The organism is Hyphomicrobium denitrificans 1NES1, assembly GCF_000230975.2.
In the GTDB taxonomy this organism is placed as follows: Bacteria; Pseudomonadota; Alphaproteobacteria; order Rhizobiales; family Hyphomicrobiaceae; genus Hyphomicrobium_B; species Hyphomicrobium_B denitrificans_A.
Genome location: NC_021172.1, coordinates 506,196 through 524,801 on the forward strand (window position 1 = coordinate 506,196; position 18,606 = coordinate 524,801).

The following is an 18,606-nucleotide window of genomic DNA, read 5'->3' on the forward strand; positions in this document are numbered from 1 at the left end:
TACGCCGTGGAGGGCCGTAAGGTCCTCCACGGGCGCCCGTTCCTTCCTCCCGGAGCCTCGTGGCCGTTACGACGATTTTCGATATCGCAAGCTTGCTTCCGGTGTGCGATTCTAAGTCTCTGTAACGGACCGCGGGGCGCTCTTGCAGAATGAGCTGCCGAAGGGGGTGGATCGGATGAAAATTCTCGTTTTGCAGCACGTGGACGTTGAGCATCCCGGTATTTTCCGGGACTTCTTCAAAGCCGACGGTCTCGGCTGGGATACCGTCGAGCTCGATGCCGGCGATCCATTACCGGACGTCTCTGCCTACGACCTCATGGTCGTTATGGGCGGCCCGCAGGACGTTTGGCAAGAAGACCGATACCCGTGGCTCGTCGCCGAGAAGGCCGCAATCCGCAAATTCGTTGTCGATCTAGGCCGGCCCTATCTCGGGATATGCCTCGGGCACCAGTTGCTGGCTGCCGCCGTCGGAGGCGAGGTCGCTCCGGGAAAGACACCCGAAGTCGGCATTTCAACGGTCAAGCAGACGCAAGCGGGTCATGACGATCCGATTTTCCGTGGTATTGCGGACCCGGTCGACGTCCTGCAATGGCATGGTGCCGAGGTTGTCAGGCTGCCTGACGACGTACATGTGCTCGCATCATCGGATGCTTGTGCAGTTCAGGCTTTCCGCTATCGCGATAGCGCCTACGGTTTTCAGTTTCACGTCGAGATAACGGAGCAGACGGTTTCCGACTGGGCTGCGATACCGGTCTATGCGCAGGCTCTCGATGCAGCACTCGGGCAGGGCGCGGCCGGCCGGTTGAAATCGGAGGTCGCAGCAAAGCTGCCGGCTTTCAATCGAACCGCAAAAACCATCTACGATAATTTTAAAGGCGTTTTGCGGCAGGCTGGATTGGTACACGCTCAAAAGTAGTCGCTGGCCCAGAGCGAAACAGCAGTGCAGCGACTCGGCGGTGTTTTCGAGACGCGCTTTTTTATTCTCCAACACGCGAGACTCATTTGCGTGGCGCCTGCGGTGATGGACTCAGTTCCGTTGCGTGCTTAGGCGACTTTAGTTTTTGCATGAGCGAGCAGTCGGGGAAAAACTTCCCGATATATACGTCTGCTTATTCCTATTAATTCCTGCTTTAGTGCTGCTTTGGTCACGATTGAGGAATGAAATCCCCACGTGGGAAATAATCCTATTCGGCCTTGGATTGACCCGCCATTCAAAAGCTCATTTTCCTCGAGGCTGCGGTTGCTGGTTTGACCGCTGGGAAAAATGTCCGTGTTCTGAATATTGCTCGGGAAGGCAAATGCGGAACACAGGAGTATGGGGAATACAGGGAAATGAGGCGCCAACTTTTCGCTTCGGCGGCAGCCATTGCACTTTTTGCAGTATTTGATGGGACGGGGATCGCGGTAGCTCAGGATGCGGGCGGTAATTCCGGGGCTTCGCAAAATCTGTCGGTAGCGGCAGATCAAGCGCCCGCGGCAGATGCTCAGGCTCCAGCGACCTCGGGAGGTAGTCTTCCGGAAGTGAAGGTGATTCAGCAGCAAGCCAAGCCGAAGCCGGTCAAGCAAGCGAAAAAGCCGAAACCGCGGGCTGCGCCTCAGCCAGTCGCAGAGACCGCTCCAACGACGCCGCCTGTAACGTCGACGTCCGAGGTGCCTCCCTCAAACGTCAAGATGTCACCGTTCGGGGCGAGTTCGCTTCCTGTCGAGAAAGTTCCTGCATCGGTTTCGCAAGTCACGACGACCGACTTCAAGCGCGATGAGACGGTTATTCCGCAGGAGGCGCTGCAAGCGCGCGTGCCCGGTATCATCGTGGGTGACCTGCAGGGCAACCAGTTTCAAACAAACGTTCAATACCGCGGCTTCGAAGCTTCGCCTGTCAACGGCGTCGCGCAGGGTCTCGCCGTCTATCAGAACGGTACCCGTATCAACGAAGCCTTCGGCGATATCGTCAACTGGGACTTCCTGCCGTCAAACGCCATCAACAACATCACGGTGATGAGCGGTAACCCGATCTTCGGCCTCAATGCGCTCGGCGGTGCGATCAGCATCGAGATGAAAGACGGCTTCAATTATCAAGGCGCGGAAGTCGACACGCGCTTCGGCTCCTTCGGACGTAAGCAGGTTTCGACGCAGGCGGGCCAGCAAGTTGGCAACTTCGGGATCTATGGCGCCTTCGAGGCGATCAATGACGACGGCTTCCGCGATTTTTCCGATGCCGAAGTGCGGCGCGGGTATTTGGATCTAGGATTTAAAAACACTTGGTCAGAGTTCCACTTCAATTTCACAGGTGCCGACAACCACGTTGGTGTAACCGCTGCAGCGCCTGAGGAACTGCTTGCAGAAGGCTGGGATCGGACGTTCACGTCGCCTCAGACGACGGATAACATCCTGCAGCTTTATCAGTTGAATGGCACCGTGAAGGCGACCGAGACGTTATCCGTCTCGGGTAATGCCTATTACCGCAAGTTCAAGCAGAAGCACGTTGACGGCAATATCGCCGAAGCAACGGAGTGTGGCGGCGGGTTGCTGTGCATCGAAGACGGTTTGGCCTACAGCGAGTCGGATGTCCCCGGGGTCGTCAATAGCAACGGAACAGTGAACTATTTTGACGGCACCCACTACGGTTCGGTCGACCGTACCGGGCAGGATGCCGACAGCTGGGGCACTGCACTGCAGGCTACCGACAAGTCGCGTCTCTTCGGCTATCGCAATCAGTTCACGATCGGCACGAGCTACGACCATGGCCATGTTGGCTACACGGCGAACAGCGAGCTTGGTATCTTCCAGCCGCGCTTCGTCGTGGGGGGTACCGGAGTCAAGTTTGGCACGCCACCGGATGACAGTGTTCCTTGTCCGATTGTAGTCGATGACGATGCGGAGTGCTGGTCCGACGATACCGCTCCACGCGATTTGACGACGACCAACGACTATTTCGGCGCCTACTTCATCAATACAACCGATCTTACGGATCGGTTGGCGTTGACGGTCGGCGGCCGCTTCAACTACGCAAGCATTACGATTAAGAACAACACCGATAACGAGGAATTGGAAGAACTCAACGGCACCAACACCTTCAACCGCTTCAACCCCATAGCGGGCCTGACCTATCAGCTCGCGCCTGGGCTTTCGCTCTATAGCGGCTATTCGGAAGCCAACCGTGCGCCGACGCCGGCTGAGCTTGCCTGTGCCAATCCGGAGTTGCCGTGCATTATCGAAAGCTTCCTCACCGCCGACCCGCCGCTGAATCAGGTCGTGTCGCGGACGGTCGAACTGGGTATCCGTGGGGAACAGGGTCTTGGATGGGAAGGGGATCGACTCAACTGGAGCCTCGGCGTCTTCCGGACACTCAACACCGACGATATCCTGAGTGTCGCGGATGAAACTTCGAACGGCCGTGGCTACTTCCTGAACGCAGGCGATACGCTGCGCCAAGGAATCGAGGCGGCCGTCGAATACCGCTCGCGCCGGCTCTATGCTTATGCGAACTACACCTTCCTTGACGCGACGTTCCGCGATTCGATCCAATTGTCATCGCCGGACAATCCGCACGCGGGTGTGTGCGAAGGAATAGACCCGGATGATTTCGATGAGGATGAAGTCCCGCATTGCGTCCAAGTGCGCCCTGGCGACCGTCTGCCGGGTACGCCGCGGCATCGTTTCAAGGTCGGCTTCGACTATTGGATGACGCCGAAGTGGAAGTTCGGTTCAGATCTCGTCGCACTCAGCAGCCAGTTCTTCACCGGCGATGAGGCCAACCAGGATAGTCCGTTGCCGGGCTTTGCGAGACTTAATCTCCATACGTCCTACGATGTGACGGACCAGATCCAGGTTTATGGATTGTTCGAGAACGTCTTCGACCGTCATTATGGGCTCTACGGCACCTATTACAATGCCGAACTCGCCAACGTTGGCGGTGCGGCTGACATCCCGCCGATCACGTTCGAGGAACCGGACGATGGTGGGCGTCAGCGGTCGATCACACCAGCGATACCGTTCGCTGCTTATGGCGGCGTGAAAGTGAAGTTCTAAAGTCTATCGATCTTCTTCCCGGCTTATGAAAACGGCGGACTTCGGTCCGCCGTTTTTTGCGTAGATTTCAGTAAGCATTGTATCTTTTGCCGCCTGACGCGGTGCGCCCATGCCGGGCTGCCGTCGCTTGGAGCCGCAGGGTTATTGCGGCCACGCGGTATGTGTCATAATGCGGGCGTAGTGCCATTGTGTCATTTCTCGTTACTCCAGCCGTTAAGAAGATGCCCGCATGTCCAGCACCGACCTCGCGAGTGTAGGCGATCATTTCATCGTCGGATTGCGGCCGACCACATCGCTTGACCCTAGGGATCGCGCGTTGCTTCGCGACCTGCGACCGGCGGGCGTCATTCTCTATAAAAGTAATTTCTGCCACGATCTGCCCTATGAAGCTTGGCTCGCCAATCATGCCAAGCTGATCAGCGCCGTCCGGGAGGAGACCGGACGAGAGCGTCTGTTCATTGCAATCGATCACGAAGGCGGCCGTGTCTGTCGAACGCCCGCGCCGATCACAAGATACGATTATGCGCGGTCGTGGGGAGAGGACGCCGGTGCGGTCGGCGCTGCGATGGGCGCCGAACTCGCGTCTCTTGGAGTCAACCTGAGTTTTGCGCCCGTTCTTGACATCGACAGCAATCCCAAAAATCCGGTGATTGGGGCGCGATCGTTTGACACGACCGTCGAAGGGGTTGTCGCCAAGGCGCTCGCATTCGCCAGGCAGATGGAAGCCGAGGGCGTCCGTGCGTGCGGCAAACATTTCCCGGGCCATGGCGATACGCAGGTTGATTCACATCTTGAACTACCGGTCATCGACGCCACCCTTGATGCATTGCGGCGGCGGGAGCTGCTGCCATTCGCGGCCGCAGTTGACGCGAGCTTCGGCATGATCATGACGTCGCACATTCTTTTCAAAGCGATCGACCCGGAGTGGCCGGCGACGTTATCGCGCAAGATCACACACGGCCTGCTGAGAGAGGAATTGGGCTTCGAGGGCGTCATCGTCTCGGACGATGTCGGCATGCGCGCGGTGAGCCGCTTGTTCGACAATCCCGAGATGGCGGTCAACTTCATGGCGGCGGGCAACGACATGCTGATGATCTGCGCGCACTGGGCAGATACGGAGCGTGCGCGTTTATTGGCGGAGCGCCTTATCGAAGCCCGGCGTTCGGGCGCGCTTGCGAGTCGCGATCTCGATCGTTCGAGAGCGCGTGTCGCGGCGATGCTAAGGGCCACGCCTCAGAACGCCGTCTCACCTCTCTCCGAGGATGTCTTTCGCCGTCACGCAGAAGTGGGCGCGCTGTTTTCCGATGAGACGGCGGAAGTCATCTGAAGTCGGATCCGCCGTGACCTTGAGTAATATGATCAAGCTCTGTGTCGTTTTGTAAGATTTGATTGGACCAAATCTGCGATTAAGAGTCTCTCTATTTTCAGCGACGTTTGCTTTCCGGGTAACCCGGCGGACCGCAGCGCACATCTAACGATTTGCGGCTCTACCGAGTGCGGTTTATAAGTTCGTTGCGAGACTTGGGAGTCGGCCTCCGCGGGAAAAGATACATCTAGGATAGATGTTTCGCGGTAAAAGGGGCATGCAGGAATGATCGGACAACTCACGAAATTCGAGCGTCAAACCGCGATGCTCATTTTGCTCGCATTGTCGGGCGTCGGCTTGGCGATGGCGATTGCGGGTCGTGACGATCCGTTCGGGGTGCACGGCGTTCTAGTCCTTCTTTATGCGCTCGCCGGCATCATCTTCGTCATATCGGGGTTTTTCGATCCGGAGCCCGGCGACGACCGCTTCGACCGTTATAATGACGATCCGACGAAAGCCGGCATCGTCCTTGCGATGATCTGGGCGGCGTTTGCTCTCTTCGTCGGTGACTGGGTCGCTTGGCTTCTCGTCAACCCTAACCTTACCTTCGATGCGGCGTGGTCGAGTTTCGGCCGCATCCGGCCGGTGCACACGACCGGCATCATTTTCGGGTTCGGCGGCAATGCTCTTATCGCCACTTCCTTCTACGTCATGCAAAGGACGTCGCGCGCCCGTTTGCCCGATCAGCTCAGCCCGCTGTTCGTGATTTTCGGCTACAACCTCTTCTGCCTGCTTGCCGTGACCGGCTATTTCATGGGTGTCACGCAATCAAGAGAGTACGCCGAACCCGAGTGGTACGCGGACATCTGGCTCGTCGTCGTCTGGGTTGTGTATTTCCTCGTTTATCTCAGGACGCTGGCGCGGCGAAAAGAACCGCATATCTATGTCGCCAACTGGTACTTCCTGGCCTTCATTCTCGTCGTGGCGATGCTTCACATCGTCAACAATCTCGCAGTGCCGACGTCGCTTGCGCGCGTGAAGAGCTATTCCCTCTTTTCCGGCGTCCAGGATGCGATGACGGAGTGGTGGTACGGGCACAACGCGGTCGCCTTCTTCCTGACCGCGGGCTTTCTCGGCATGATGTACTACTTCCTGCCGAAGCGCGCTGGCCGGCCGATCTATTCCTACCGGATGTCGATCATCAGCTTCTGGGGCATCACCTTCTTCTATATGTGGGCGGGCTCGCACCACCTGCATTACACGGCGCTGCCGCAATGGGTGCAGACGCTGGGAATGACCTTCTCCCTGATGCTGCTCATCCCGTCGTGGGTCTCGGCTGGGAACGCGCTGATGACGCTCAATGGCGCGTGGGACAAAGTTCGTGACGACGCGACGCTGCGCTTCATGATGGTTGCCGCCGTCTTCTACGGGCTTTCGACCTTCGAAGGGTCGTTCATGGCGATCCGCCCGGTGAACGCGCTATCTCACTATACGGATTGGACCGTCGGACACGTGCACGCGGGCGCCCTCGGGTGGGTTGCGATGATCACGTTCGGCTCGTTCTACGCGTTGGTGCCGTGGATTTGGAAACGTGACGGCATGTATTCGTGGAAGCTCGTTGAAGTTCACTTCTGGCTCGCGCTCGCGGGGACCGTCATCTACGTGTTCGCGATGTGGAACTCGGGCATTGTGCAAGGCTTGATGTGGCGGACGTACAATGACAGCGGCACGCTCGCCTACTCCTTCGTCGACTCTCTCGTCGCGATGCGACCCTACTACATCGCGCGGGCGGTCGGCGGCCTGTCCTTCCTGATCGGCGCGCTTGTCGGCTGTTACAACATCTGGATGACGATCCGAACGTCGTCGCATGCGGCGGGTGAGTTCATGGGCGATCTCCCCGATCCTGTGCTGGCGAGGACGCCGGCGCTGCAGGCAGGGGAGTAATCCGATGTTTGGCTTTCATTATCGTCTGGAACGCAAAGCGATCGGTCTGGTCGTCGGCATCATCCTGGTCGCGAGCATCGGCGGCATCGTCGAGATCGCGCCACTCTTCACCATCCACCAGACGGTCGAAGACGCGCCGGATATGCGGGTTTACACGCCGCTCGAGATCGCGGGTCGCAACATCTACATGCGGGAAGGCTGCTACGCCTGCCATTCGCAGATGATCCGGACGCTGCGCGACGAAGTCGAACGCTATGGGCCGTATTCGCTGGCGGTCGAGTCGAAGTACGACCACCCGATGCTGTGGGGCTCCAAGCGTACGGGGCCGGACCTAGCTCGGGTCGGCGGCAAGTATTCCGACGAGTGGCAGGTTGCGCATCTCGTCGATCCGCGAAGCGTGGTGCCTGAGTCCATCATGCCGGCTTATGACTGGCTTTCACGCAATCGTCTGAAGACGGACAATCTCGGAGAAGACTTGAAGGCCCTTCGCACCGTCGGTGTTCCCTACAGCGAGGACATGATCGCGAATGCCTCCTCGGATGCGCACGGCCAGGCGGCGCCCGATTCAAAGGAGGCTGAAAGCGTCGTAACGCGGTACGGTAAGGAGACTTCGGTCCGGCCGTTCGACGGGAAGCCGGAAGAGCTGACCGAGATGGACGCGCTCGTTGCGTATCTTCAGATCCTTGGCCGTCTTACAGACGCTGCCAAAAAGCCTGTTGCTACTGCGGAGCGATGATCATGGGCTTTCAACACGACACGCTGGTGTGGTTTTCGAAATCGTTCGGCCTCTTCTACTTGATAGGGCTGTCGGTGATTGTTCTCATTTATGCGTACTGGCCCTCCAACAAGAAGCAGTTCGATAAGGCGGCCGAGGCGATTATTGACGATGAGGACAAACCATGGCGGTAGAAGAAAAGGATCGGGATCCTCATACCGGCTACCTGACGACGGGGCATGAGTGGAACGGCATCAAGGAACTGAATACCCCGGTTCCGCGTGTCATCTATTTCTTCCTCTCGCTCGCTGTGCTGTTCGGCATCGGCTACTGGATCCTGATGCCTGCGTGGCCGACAGGCAGGAGCTATACCAAGGGGTTGCTGGGATTCGATCAGCGCCTCTTCGTGACCGAGGACGTGAAACAGGCGGCGCTCGATCGCGCGACCTGGACGGATCGCATCGAAAAAGAAAGCTTTGCGGACATTCAGAAAGATCCGCAGTTGATGCATGACGTCCGCGAAACGGGCAAGGCGCTGTTTGGCGATAATTGCGCTGCGTGCCACGGCCGGCATGCAACGGGCGGCAAGGGTTTTCCAAACCTGACCACGAATTCGTGGCTCTGGGGCGGGTCTCCGGAACAGATCGCAGAAACGATCAAAGTCGGGATCAATTCGGCGCATCCCGAGAGCCACACGTCGCAAATGCCTGCGTTCGGGCACGACGGAATTCTGCAACGCAACGATATCGAGAAAGTCGTTGCCTACGTACGAAGCTTGTCGGGGGCGGGCGACGCATCGGCCGACGACGTGAAGGCGGGCCAAAAGATCTTTGCCGACAATTGCTCGTCCTGTCATGGAGACGATGCGAAGGGGAACAGCGAAACCGGCGCGCCCAATCTCACCGATCGGTTCTGGATTTACGGAGGCGATCCTCAGACGGTCTATACGACTGTCTGGGGCGGCCGGCAGGGGCACATGCCGACCTGGGAAGCGCGGCTTTCTTCCGTCCAGCGCAAGATCCTGGCACTTTATGTGGCCGATTTGAGAATACCGGACCACGAATAGCGTCATCGAGCCATGGAAAAATGGAAACGCAACATCATGATCTGGGTTTCGGTGGTCGCGGGAGTGGTTTTCGTTGCGGCTGCGAATTGGAATCTGGTGCACGTCGCATTTTCGTCGCAACCGGATTGCGTCGCGCACTTGCGTCCTGGTGAGTCTCGTGGAGCGTCAGGATCATTCAGTGCTGCACAATCGTCCTGCACACCCTGAGGCGCCCTGCAGGTAGAGAGGTGACAATGGTAATTATTCCGGCAGTCCGCCCACCGCTGGCGCACGAGGAGAGGTGGAAACGCGATCTTGCTCCATCGATGGCGTTTCGCTGGCTGGCGAAAGGCTGGCGCGATTTCTGGACGTATCCCGCCCCGAGCCTCGCCTATGGGGTGCTGATCTTTTTGTTATCGCTCGTCATCGTCGGCGGCATGTTCTTTTACGGCCATGATTACATCCTCTTTCCGGCGCTCGCGGGCTTTTTGGTCGTGGGGCCGGTCCTGGCGATCGGTCTTTATGAGAAAAGCCGCCGGATCGCTGCAGGTGAGCCGGTCAGTCTCAGCCGGATGATCTTTGTGCATCCGAAATCGGGTGCACAGGTTCTGTTCATCGGCGCGCTGCTTTGTCTGCTCATGCTGCTTTGGATGCGCGCAGCGGTCATCATTTACGCGTTGTTTTTCGGCATGCGTCCGTTTCCCGGCCTGGACCATATCTCCGAGATGCTGGTCACGACGCCAACCGGCTGGGCGATGCTTGTAGTCGGGTGCGCAATCGGCGCGCTTTTCGGTGGCTTCTCGTTCGCCATCAGCGCCTTCTCGGTGCCGATGCTGCTTGACCGGCGCGTCGATGCGTTGACGGCGATGGGTACGAGTTTGGCATTGGTGTGGAACAATCTGCCGCTCATGCTGACGTGGGGTGCGATCATGCTCGTTCTCGTCGCGTTGAGTGTGGCGACGGGATTCCTCGGTTTGATCATCGTGTTTCCGGTGCTCGGGCATGGGACCTGGCACGCCTACGCGACCGTCAAGCCGTAGCTCCGTGATCTTCGCTCAGGCTCCGTCGATCCGGGCGGCGAGGAATATGACAAGCGGCAGTGGCGATGAGACGTCGAACGACTGAACTGGAAATTGCAATGGCTTCGGGCTTTGCCGAAAAGGCATTCTCTACGGCGGCCAATGGCGGTCGAGTGAGGGCCGACGAGTTGCGGCTCGCAAGCCGCGTTCTCAAGGACGGCTTCAGGCAGGTCGAGATCTCAGTCCCGACGATGCATTGCGGCGGCTGCATGCAGAAGGTCGAAAAGGGTCTGGCGAAGCTGCCCGGCGTGTCGGAAGCTCGGGTCAACCTCACAAGCAAGCGCGTCACGGTTCGCTGGCAGGATGAGGGGGTGCCTCCGCCGCTCGTCGAAACATTGCACAGTCTCGGTTTTGAGGCGCATCTCACCGATGCCAAGGCGGATGCAAAGGATCACACGTTTTCCGAACTCTTGCGCGCGCTTGCCATCGCGGGTTTCGCCGCCGGCAATATCATGATGCTGTCCGTTTCGGTCTGGACGGGCGCCGATCCTGCGACGCGAGACCTGTTTCACTGGATTTCCGCCGCGATCGCGGTGCCGGCGCTCGTTTATTCCGGCCGCATATTTTTCCGCTCGGCATGGGGCGCGCTCCGGCGCGGCCATACCAACATGGACGTGCCGATCTCGATCGGTGTCCTGCTTGCATTTGGATTGAGCCTTTACGAGACGATCCATCATGGTTCGCACGCTTATTTCGATGCTGCGGCGTCTCTTTTGTTTTTTTTGCTGATCGGGCGGACGCTCGATCATTTGATGCGTGAACGAGCGCGGACCGCCGTTACCGGCTTGGCTAATCTTGCGGCCCGGGGTGCGCTTGTTCTTCGTCCCGACGGGACGCGTGTCTACACGCCTGTCGATGATCTCAAGCCGGGCATGACTATCCAATTGTCAGCGGGCGAACGCATACCCGTCGATGCGCGCGTCATTTCGGGCCAATCGAATCTCGATTGCTCGCTCGTCACGGGTGAAAGTCTGCCGCGGCCAGCGTCGGCTGGAATGCTGCTGCAGGCGGGAACGATGAATTTGACCGGGCCGCTGACGATAGAGGCCATGTCGGATGCGAAGGACTCCTTTCTTGCCGAAATGGTCAGGATGATGGAGGCGGCGGAAGCCGGGCGCTCCGGATTCAGAAGGATTTCAGACCGTGCGGCGCAGCTCTATGCACCGGCCGTACACACCGCTGCTTTTCTGACGTTTGTGGGATGGATGATTGCGACTGGGGACGTGCACCGGGCGATTACAGTCGCCATTGCCGTTCTCATCATTACCTGCCCCTGCGCGCTGGGGCTTGCGGTTCCGATGGTGCAAGTCGTGGCCGCACGGAGGCTGTTCGAGAAGGGAATATTGCTCAAGGATGGCGGTGCGCTTGAAAGGCTGGCGGAAATCGACACCGTCGTATTAGACAAAACCGGTACGCTGACGCTTGGTGCGCCGCGCCTGTTGAACGGCGAAACGCTCGAACCTGCCATTATGGCTCTCGCGGCCAGAATTGCAGTGCATTCGCAGCATCCGTATGCGCGTGCTCTGGCAGCCTTTGCAGATGGCACCGATGTCTCTTTGCTCGACGACGCTCGCATAACCGAAGTTTCCGGCGCAGGGCTCGAAGCTCATATCGGTGAGCATGTGTATCGGCTCGGTCGACCGTCGTGGGCTGTTGCAGAGCGTGTCGAGGCCGGCGCCGGGCGCCATAGCTCGAACGTCGTTCTGTCGAAGGATGGCAAACTTCTGGGGGCGTTCGAATTCAGTGATCCGCTCCGCGACGGAGCCGCCGAAACTCTTCAGGAACTGAAGCAATCCGGTATTGCCATCGAGATCTTATCGGGTGATCGGGCCGAAACGGTCCGGCGCGTCGCTGAATCGCTGGGCATCGCCTTTTCTTCCGATGTTCGGCCCGATGGAAAGGTCGCTCACATTGGCAGTCTGCAAGACTCCGGTCGAAAGGTCCTGATGGTGGGCGATGGGCTCAACGATGCGCCGGCGCTTGTTGCGGCGCATGCGTCGATGGCGCCAGCGTCGGCGGCAGACATCGGACGGAACGCGGCCGACCTCGTTTTCCTTCACGAAAGCCTGATGGCCGTGCCGCAAGCTTTTCGTATCGCACTTTCGGCGCGCAAGCTCGTATATCAGAATCTTGCATTGGCGGTGATCTATAATCTTTGCGCCGTGCCCATTGCGATTGCGGGCTTCGTAACGCCGCTCGTTGCAGCCATTGCAATGTCGCTGTCATCGCTGTTAGTCGTGGCCAATGCCCTGCGCTTGCGTGATGGCGGCCGGCTGGGGTACTTTGACGCCAAGACTTGGGACATACTTCCGCGGCTGCGGCCTGTGGCCAGGAGCGCGTGATGCTCGATTTTCTATATCTGGTCCCGATTGCTTTGGTTCTCGGTGCGCTCGCGCTCGGAGCGTTCATGTGGGCGCTCGGCAGCGGCCAGTACGAAGACCTCGACGGCGCCGCCGAACGCATTCTCTTCGATGACGAGGACCGCCCACTAAAGTAAGTCTGCCGAAATCGGGCTGCCGGGCAGATGGCGCTGTCGCCGCTCTCAACGCACTTTGCCGATATAACCCTTGCGCTTAGCGGTCAATTTCGACATAGCCGGGCAGGGGTTTCGAAGCCAGTAGTTGCTCTTGGCAGAGGCAGAAATGGCAGCAGAAAAGAAAGACGTTATCCAGCCTGTCGACGATACTGCACGGCGGCTCAGCAAGACGCTGATTCGCACGGCACGGCAGGCGGCGTTGGGAACGATCGACCCCACCGATGGCTCGCCCTTCGTATCGCGCGTCAGTCTAGCGACCGCGATGGACGGTGCGCCGATTTTTCTGATATCGCGGTTGTCGGGACATTTCACCAACCTCGAAAACAATCCGAGGTGCTCGCTGCTCATCGGCGAGCCGGGCAAGGGCGATCCACTCGCGCATCCGCGCATCACGCTGATCGGCACGGCAGAAGTGGTGCAGCCGGGGCGCGAGCGCGACCATATCAGGCGACGCTATCTCAGCCGCCACCCCAAAGGTTCGCTTTATGCGGACTTTCCGGATTTCGCATTCTGGAGATTCAAAACGACGCGTGCGTCACTCAATGCCGGCTTCGGCAAAGCCTTCGCGCCGAAGATCAGCGATCTCGCAACGCCGCTCGAAGGAGTCGAAGGGCTCGTCGATATGGAGGAGGGCGCGATCTCGCATATGAATGCGGATCATGCGGAGGCAGTCGAGAAATACGCTCAGCAAGCAGGCGCAAAACATTCGGGTTGGAAGCTTGCGGCTCTCGATCCCGAGGGTTTGGACCTCACGTCCGGTGACGATGTCGCTCGCTTGTGGTTCGACGCTCCCTTGCAGTCGGCACAGGATCTGAGACCTGTTCTCGTTGCGCTTGCGAAGAAGGATTGAGCTGATTTGCGCGCCGATCGGACGTCGGCAAGGCCGTGTCGACGCTCATGATTGCTTCGGGGACGGGGGCGCCGTCGCGTTTACGCGCAACCTTATAGTACGCCCACCAGAGATGTGCCGCGACGCCTCTGAGCGGCCGCCAATCTTCCGCCAACGGGCTCATTTCCTTGGCGGTCGGGCGCGACGTTAGATTAAGTCCGATCCGCATGGCTTCCTGCACGGCAAGGTCTCCCGCCGGCCAGGCATCGCCATGGCCGAGACAAAACAAGAGGTAGATATCGGCGGTCCATGGCCCGACCCCGTGCAGGGAGGTCAGGGTGCGATGCGCTTCGTCCGCACCGAGATCTGCAAGCGCATCGAGGTTCAGCCGCTCTTCCGCAATTTCTTGTGCGATGTGCTTGAGCGTCTTGATCTTGGCGGCCGACAGTCCCAGGCGAGCGAGCTTGTCCGCTCGGGAGCGAAGCAGTGCGTCATGGTGAAAAGGGTCAAAAGCAACCTCCAGCCGCGACCAGATCGAGGACGCGCTAGCGATCGACAGCTGTTGCCCAACGACAATCGCGGCCAGTCCGGCGAAACCTGCCGGCCGCCGCCGGAGGCCAGGCATGCCGGCCTGCTGCAGGATGGGCCGAAGGCGGGGGTCGCCCCGTACGAGCTTCCTTACGGCGCGTTCCAGATCGGCTTGCGTGTCGAGATGATAAATCGGGCGGTTCTTCAAGAGGCCAGCCTCTTTCACGGCAGGCTTGCTTAGATGGCTCGTCGATCAAAATTACTAAGGCATCCTGGTTATCGGACATCCTTCACCTGATCAAGGTAAGCGCCGTAGCCTTGCGCTTCCATGTCGTCGCGATGGATGAAGCGGAGCGATGCCGAATTGATGCAGTAGCGAAGTCCGCCTTTGTCGCGAGGGCCATCCGGGAAGACGTGCCCGAGATGGCTGTCGCCGTGCGCTGAGCGGACCTCAGTCCGCACCATGCCGTGCGTCGTGTCGCGCTTTTCGCTAATGTGTGCGGGGACGATGGGCTTGGTGAAGCTTGGCCAGCCACAGCCGGATTCGTATTTGTCGGAGGATGCAAAAAGCGGCTCGCCCGACACGACATCGACGTAGATGCCTGGCTCCTTGTTGTGCAAATATTCGCCGGTGCCCGGCCGCTCGGTGCCGCTCTCCTGCGTCACGCGATATTGCTCCGGCGAGAGACGTGCGATGGCTTCCTGATCCCTGGTGTACTTCATTTTGCATTGCTCCATTTTCGCCCCGGTCCGCATCTTTCGCGCCGGTCCGCATCCTGCGGATTTTTCGATCTGCCAGGCGCCTTTGTTACATAACGCGCTTACGGCAGATCGACGCTGCGCTTCAGGCGTCGTCAGCGCGATTTTAGGCCAAGTCGCATGCCGGTAGAATTATTTGAAAAGGGAGGTCAGCGAGAACGAGGACGCAACGACAACCGGAGGATTTTCCGCAACCTGCGGATAGGGTTCGTCGATGTAGACGTTAAGCCCCGTTGCGCGAGCATTCTTGATCAACGAGGCGACATAGGCCCAGCCGTTGGGTTCGAGACCCAGACAGGCTTCCGACATTTCGCCCTTCAGGCGTTCATGAATCGCGATGTTGCCCCGGGCGAGAATGGCGGCCGTTTGCTGAGGCGTAAATCGCTCTTTGCCCCATAACTTTTTCAGGTAGATGCCGACGACATAGCGCTTGATCGTTGGGCCCCAGGTTATGCGCTGATCCTTGTTCGCCGAGAATGCATATTCACCGGGTGGCAGAGGTCCGACGGCCCGCGTTGCGAGGCAGTCAGGGTCTGGATTATTCCTGCAGACTTCGCGGCCGGAGATTGCCCAGGCGATCGTTTGGCCGCGCGCTCCTCCCTCGGTGATGACAAAGAGGCGTCCGGTTTTTATCGTGTAGCCTAGCCGGAAGTTTCCGACTGCGGCTGGAACTTCATGCACAACATCCTGGAACGGATTGCAGATCTCACCGCCCGTCAGCTTTCTGAGATAACCCTTATGCTGAATGGTTACATAGTCGACGCCCTCGGCGCAGTCCCATTGAGGCAGAACTTTTTTGCTTGCAAGGCTGATGGCCCGCGCCGGCGGTGTGGGTGGCGCTTTCGGCTTCGGCGCGGCCGCGATCTTCGGCTCCCAGGCGGCAGGCGGTGTAGCCGCTTCCGTGGGCGGGGGCGGCGGCGCCAATCTCGGCATGTTCCGGATCTGCTCGCATTCCACCGACAGCTTCGGAGGCTGGATTTGATTCGCGGCGAGCTTTCTTGCGGCGGCGCCGCTCGCACCATGCTCTATGTACGCGTCGACGAGGGCGTGCTGAACCTCGATCTGTTCGTCCGATAGTTCGAATATACAATTCTCGTAGATTTGATCGCCGACCTTGCCGAAGAAATCGGCGATCTGGCCAGCCGCTTCAGCGGGATTGGCAGGCTGCTGTGCCTCGCCGGAATATGACGGCAGCAGCAAAAGGCTCGCGACGGCGAGGAGTATTGTTCTCGATAGAGCTATTTTAGGTTTGTCGGTCACTTGGTTCCGCCGCCGCCGTTCGACGAAGCAATTTTCTCGGCGCTGGGTAACGGCACCCGCCCGATCCACTCGCTACTCTTAATGTATGAGTCTGGGCAAGAGCGAGGCGTGGCGGGTTTTCAAATCGGGCCGATTGCTCAATCCCTTATCTCGGGCGGCAGGAAAAAAGGGGTGTTGCGAACGGCATCCGGTCAGCCGGAATTGTCTTTTTCGGCTTTGCTGTTTCCCAGATAATTGTCGAGCTGTTTGAACAATACGGCAAACTGCGTGCTCGCGCCCTTGCAAAAGGAGCATTCGGCGATGTGTCGTTCCAGGTCCTCCAGCTCTTCCTTCGAAAGTGCCCGTTCGCGGGATTCGCTGACGAGCCAAGTGGTGTCTTTGCAGGTAATCGGATTCGCCATCTATCAGTCTCGCTCCCAATGCAGATCAAGGCAAAGCCGCAGCTGCATACGGGCTCTGTAAAGCAGAATGCGCAGGTTGCCGTGTGAGATCTCAAGCTCCCGGCAAATTTCGGGAGGGTCCAATTCGAGCCACTCCCGCATCAGGAACGCGCGCGATGTTCTCGCCGGCAGGCGAGTCATGCACGCTTCCAGAACCCTGAAGAAGGCGTCGCGCTCCGCGACGGTGTAGGGGTTTGTCCAGACATCCTTCGCGTCGACCCAGCAGCCGCTTTCATCGAACAGCGTGTCGAACGTGCCGACATCATAGTCGTCAGAGACCGAATGCTCGACCGGTAGCTCGCTATCGCGCCTTCGTGCCTTGGACTGGTCGCGCATGACGTCCAATATCTTGAATCTCAGGATCGAGAACAGCCACGTCCGTAAGCTTGAGCGCCGCTCGAAGCTTTCGGCCTTCTCGATAGCCGCGAGCAGCGTTTCCTGCGTCGCGTCCTCGGCCGCCGCCGTGTTCCTGAGCTGCGTCAGAGCCATCCGATAGAGGAGAGGCCGGTATTCGGCAGCTTCCTCGGCGATCGTTTTTCGAATGCGGGTGTCCATGTCGATAAAATTCGTCCGAGCAAGGCGTAACGTCCGGCTGTTCTCGCCCGACTAATCACCAAACCAAAGGCACATCTACGTGAGCGCGGGATCTCATCGGGCCGTCGCGACCGGTGGGCGTGTGTCCGCATTCCATAGTTCGAGGCGTCTAACGACTGGAGAACGGTTATGAAAGAAGCTGCGATTCCCGTGCTGATTGCCACCGCGATCTCTTTGCTTGCGATCACGACCAATGCGGAAGAGGCTACTCCCGACGCGGTGATCGATGCGCTCAATGGCGTTTTTGGCGTCCACCAGGGTGCTCGTGCCGTTCATGCCAAGGGAACGGTTCTGACCGGAACGTTTACTGCATCGCCCGAAGCCGCAGCGTTGTCGACGGCGCCGCATTTGCAAACCGGGGCGAGCGTACCCGTTACGGTCCGCTTTTCAAATTTTGCCGGCATTCCGACGATTGCCGACAACGATGGCTTAGCCAGTCCGCGCGGTATGGCGGTCAAGTTCAAGCTGGCGGACGGTTCGGAAACGGACATCGTCGCGCATTCCTTCAACGGCTTTCCAGTCGCCACGACCAACGAGTTCCGTCAGCTTCTCGTTGCGCTTGGTACGAGCAAGCCCGATACGCCGAAACCCACACCGCTCGATAAGTTCCTGGGTGATCATCCCATTGCCAAGGCGTTTCTGACCGCAGCCAAGCCCAACCCGGTGAGCTACGCCAGTCTCCCGTACTATGGTGTCAACGCCTTCAAATTCACGAACAAGGACGGCAAGGCGACGTTCGTACGATACCAAATCGTGCCGTTCGGGGGTGAGCACTATCTGAGCGAGGCTGACGCGAAGACGGCGACGGCTTCCTATTTGAGCGATGAAATCAAGAAGCGCGTCGGCCAAGGTCCGGTGACTTTCAATCTTGTCGCCCAGATCGCCGATGCCGGCGACAAGGTCGATGATCCATCGATCGCGTGGCCGGCCGATCGCAAGACGGTTTCGCTTGGGACGATCTCGCTCACGGCGAGTGCGGGGGACGACGCTGCAAATCCGCAGCTCGTCTTCATGCCCAACGCAGTTCCAGCTGGGATAGAGGCGGCCGATCCGATGGTTGCGGATCGTGCAGCCACGTATGCCGTGTCCTTCGCGCGCAGACATCCTTGAGCTGACGAGAAGGCGGGAGGCTATTGCGCCGAAGATAGCACCCCGCGCCGTGGAGAGAGGCAGCAGAGACATCGCCTCTCTCCATTTTCTTCCTGAATATCGCGGGATGCCAGGGCGAGCCACGCTCGTACCGGTTCGTGACTTTCTACATTCAAGCTCTGTAGCAACTCAGAGCATGCCTATCGGACAGCGTGCGAATTGCAGCTGGCTTTCGGCGTCGTTAAACCCGAGCGCTGCCTGACTTGCTCCTGAAAGTTCTGCGGGCTGCAGGAGCAGAACGCCTTTGCGTAGTCTTCTACGGCCTTCGCGCGATCAGGTGTAGCCGTGCGCAGCGGAGCAGGGACGGCCTCGAAAGTCGAGCGCCGGCGCCCATACCGCGGCTCAGGCGGGCTCAGGGTGTCGGTTCCGCTTGCGGAGCCTCTTGCGGACTGG

The 18,606-nt window shown here is 59.0% G+C and carries 17 protein-coding genes; 12 read left to right on the forward strand and 5 right to left on the reverse strand.

Features of this window, described 5'->3' with window-relative positions; translation table 11 throughout:
• Window positions 1-175 precede the first annotated feature (175 nt).
• From HYPDE_RS02400 to HYPDE_RS02455, 11 genes are all read left to right on the forward strand, one after another.
• Entirely contained in the window at window positions 176-916 is a 741-nt protein-coding gene (locus HYPDE_RS02400) for a type 1 glutamine amidotransferase (protein WP_041319830.1), read from the forward strand.
• A 416-nt stretch (window positions 917-1,332) separates the two neighbouring features.
• Window positions 1,333-4,029, forward strand: a complete 2,697-nt coding sequence (locus HYPDE_RS02405; RefSeq protein ID WP_015596739.1) for a TonB-dependent receptor — start codon at window positions 1,333-1,335, stop codon at window positions 4,027-4,029.
• A gap of 229 nt (window positions 4,030-4,258) precedes the next feature.
• Window positions 4,259-5,356 (forward strand): glycoside hydrolase family 3 N-terminal domain-containing protein, encoded by a 1,098-nt coding sequence (locus tag HYPDE_RS02410; RefSeq protein ID WP_015596741.1) that lies wholly within the window; start codon window positions 4,259-4,261, stop codon window positions 5,354-5,356.
• Between the two features lie 264 nt (window positions 5,357-5,620).
• Window positions 5,621-7,279 carry a cytochrome-c oxidase, cbb3-type subunit I gene (gene ccoN, locus HYPDE_RS02415; protein WP_015596742.1) on the forward strand — a complete coding sequence of 553 codons (1,659 nt, stop codon included), beginning with the start codon at window positions 5,621-5,623 and terminating at the stop codon, window positions 7,277-7,279.
• 4 nt (window positions 7,280-7,283) lie between these two features.
• Complete coding sequence (ccoO, locus tag HYPDE_RS02420; protein WP_015596743.1) at window positions 7,284-8,015, forward strand: cytochrome-c oxidase, cbb3-type subunit II; 732 nt, start codon at window positions 7,284-7,286, stop codon at window positions 8,013-8,015.
• A 2-nt stretch (window positions 8,016-8,017) separates the two neighbouring features.
• Window positions 8,018-8,188, forward strand: a complete 171-nt coding sequence (locus HYPDE_RS02425; RefSeq protein WP_015596744.1) for a cbb3-type cytochrome c oxidase subunit 3 — start codon at window positions 8,018-8,020, stop codon at window positions 8,186-8,188.
• Entirely contained in the window at window positions 8,179-9,060 is an 882-nt protein-coding gene (ccoP, locus tag HYPDE_RS02430) for a cytochrome-c oxidase, cbb3-type subunit III (RefSeq protein WP_015596745.1), read from the forward strand. Before HYPDE_RS02425 ends, ccoP begins: the two co-directional genes overlap by 10 nt.
• Before the next feature lie 233 nt (window positions 9,061-9,293).
• Window positions 9,294-10,079, forward strand: a complete 786-nt coding sequence (locus tag HYPDE_RS02440) for a DUF2189 domain-containing protein (RefSeq protein ID WP_015596746.1) — start codon at window positions 9,294-9,296, stop codon at window positions 10,077-10,079.
• Window positions 10,080-10,177: 98 nt separating this feature from the next.
• Window positions 10,178-12,460: a cation-translocating P-type ATPase gene (locus HYPDE_RS02445; RefSeq protein ID WP_081625067.1), complete on the forward strand. Its 2,283-nt coding sequence runs from the start codon at window positions 10,178-10,180 to the stop codon at window positions 12,458-12,460.
• Entirely contained in the window at window positions 12,460-12,615 is a 156-nt protein-coding gene (gene ccoS / locus HYPDE_RS02450) for a cbb3-type cytochrome oxidase assembly protein CcoS (RefSeq protein ID WP_015596748.1), read from the forward strand. Before HYPDE_RS02445 ends, ccoS begins: the two co-directional genes overlap by 1 nt.
• A 145-nt stretch (window positions 12,616-12,760) precedes the next feature.
• Window positions 12,761-13,504: a HugZ family protein gene (locus tag HYPDE_RS02455; RefSeq protein WP_015596749.1), complete on the forward strand. Its 744-nt coding sequence runs from the start codon at window positions 12,761-12,763 to the stop codon at window positions 13,502-13,504.
• On the opposite strand, the gene HYPDE_RS18615 is transcribed toward HYPDE_RS02455, so the two are convergent.
• The 5 genes from HYPDE_RS18615 to HYPDE_RS02480 all read right to left on the reverse strand — a co-directional run bounded on the left by HYPDE_RS18615 (window position 13,404) and on the right by HYPDE_RS02480 (window position 17,025).
• Window positions 13,404-14,237, reverse strand: coding sequence for a DNA-3-methyladenine glycosylase family protein (locus HYPDE_RS18615; RefSeq protein ID WP_015596750.1), 834 nt, complete (start codon window positions 14,235-14,237; stop codon window positions 13,404-13,406). The two genes, HYPDE_RS02455 and HYPDE_RS18615, sit on opposite strands and share 101 nt — an antisense overlap.
• 50 nt (window positions 14,238-14,287) lie before the next feature.
• A complete protein-coding gene (gene msrB, locus HYPDE_RS02465; RefSeq protein ID WP_015596751.1) occupies window positions 14,288-14,734 on the reverse strand; it encodes a peptide-methionine (R)-S-oxide reductase MsrB in 447 nt (148 codons plus the stop codon).
• A 168-nt stretch (window positions 14,735-14,902) separates the two neighbouring features.
• Window positions 14,903-16,030 (reverse strand): DUF2778 domain-containing protein, encoded by a 1,128-nt coding sequence (locus HYPDE_RS02470; protein ID WP_041319837.1) that lies wholly within the window; start codon window positions 16,028-16,030, stop codon window positions 14,903-14,905.
• Between the two features lie 191 nt (window positions 16,031-16,221).
• Window positions 16,222-16,431 (reverse strand): hypothetical protein, encoded by a 210-nt coding sequence (locus HYPDE_RS02475; protein WP_015596753.1) that lies wholly within the window; start codon window positions 16,429-16,431, stop codon window positions 16,222-16,224.
• A gap of 3 nt (window positions 16,432-16,434) precedes the next feature.
• Window positions 16,435-17,025: a sigma-70 family RNA polymerase sigma factor gene (locus HYPDE_RS02480; protein ID WP_015596754.1), complete on the reverse strand. Its 591-nt coding sequence runs from the start codon at window positions 17,023-17,025 to the stop codon at window positions 16,435-16,437.
• A 168-nt stretch (window positions 17,026-17,193) separates the two neighbouring features.
• Between HYPDE_RS02480 and HYPDE_RS02485 the strand changes: the two genes are divergently transcribed.
• Window positions 17,194-18,174, forward strand: coding sequence for a catalase family peroxidase (locus tag HYPDE_RS02485; protein WP_015596755.1), 981 nt, complete (start codon window positions 17,194-17,196; stop codon window positions 18,172-18,174).
• Window positions 18,175-18,606: the final 432 nt, after the last annotated feature.

Bases quoted from the DNA above. Each gene is read 5' to 3' on its own strand.
- HYPDE_RS02400 (WP_041319830.1), top strand. From the start codon at position 176: ATGAAAATTCTCGTTTTGCAGCACGTGGACGTTGAGCATCCCGGTATT.
- HYPDE_RS02405 (WP_015596739.1), top strand. From the start codon at position 1,333: ATGAGGCGCCAACTTTTCGCTTCGGCGGCAGCCATTGCACTTTTTGCA.
- HYPDE_RS02410 (WP_015596741.1), top strand. From the start codon at position 4,259: ATGTCCAGCACCGACCTCGCGAGTGTAGGCGATCATTTCATCGTCGGA.
- ccoN (WP_015596742.1), top strand. From the start codon at position 5,621: ATGATCGGACAACTCACGAAATTCGAGCGTCAAACCGCGATGCTCATT.
- ccoO (WP_015596743.1), top strand. From the start codon at position 7,284: ATGTTTGGCTTTCATTATCGTCTGGAACGCAAAGCGATCGGTCTGGTC.
- HYPDE_RS02425 (WP_015596744.1), top strand. From the start codon at position 8,018: ATGGGCTTTCAACACGACACGCTGGTGTGGTTTTCGAAATCGTTCGGC.
- ccoP (WP_015596745.1), top strand. From the start codon at position 8,179: ATGGCGGTAGAAGAAAAGGATCGGGATCCTCATACCGGCTACCTGACG.
- HYPDE_RS02440 (WP_015596746.1), top strand. From the start codon at position 9,294: ATGGTAATTATTCCGGCAGTCCGCCCACCGCTGGCGCACGAGGAGAGG.
- HYPDE_RS02445 (WP_081625067.1), top strand. From the start codon at position 10,178: ATGGCTTCGGGCTTTGCCGAAAAGGCATTCTCTACGGCGGCCAATGGC.
- ccoS (WP_015596748.1), top strand. From the start codon at position 12,460: ATGCTCGATTTTCTATATCTGGTCCCGATTGCTTTGGTTCTCGGTGCG.
- HYPDE_RS02455 (WP_015596749.1), top strand. From the start codon at position 12,761: ATGGCAGCAGAAAAGAAAGACGTTATCCAGCCTGTCGACGATACTGCA.
- msrB (WP_015596751.1), bottom strand. From the start codon at position 14,734: ATGAAGTACACCAGGGATCAGGAAGCCATCGCACGTCTCTCGCCGGAG.
- HYPDE_RS02475 (WP_015596753.1), bottom strand. From the start codon at position 16,431: ATGGCGAATCCGATTACCTGCAAAGACACCACTTGGCTCGTCAGCGAA.
- HYPDE_RS02480 (WP_015596754.1), bottom strand. From the start codon at position 17,025: ATGGACACCCGCATTCGAAAAACGATCGCCGAGGAAGCTGCCGAATAC.
- HYPDE_RS02485 (WP_015596755.1), top strand. From the start codon at position 17,194: ATGAAAGAAGCTGCGATTCCCGTGCTGATTGCCACCGCGATCTCTTTG.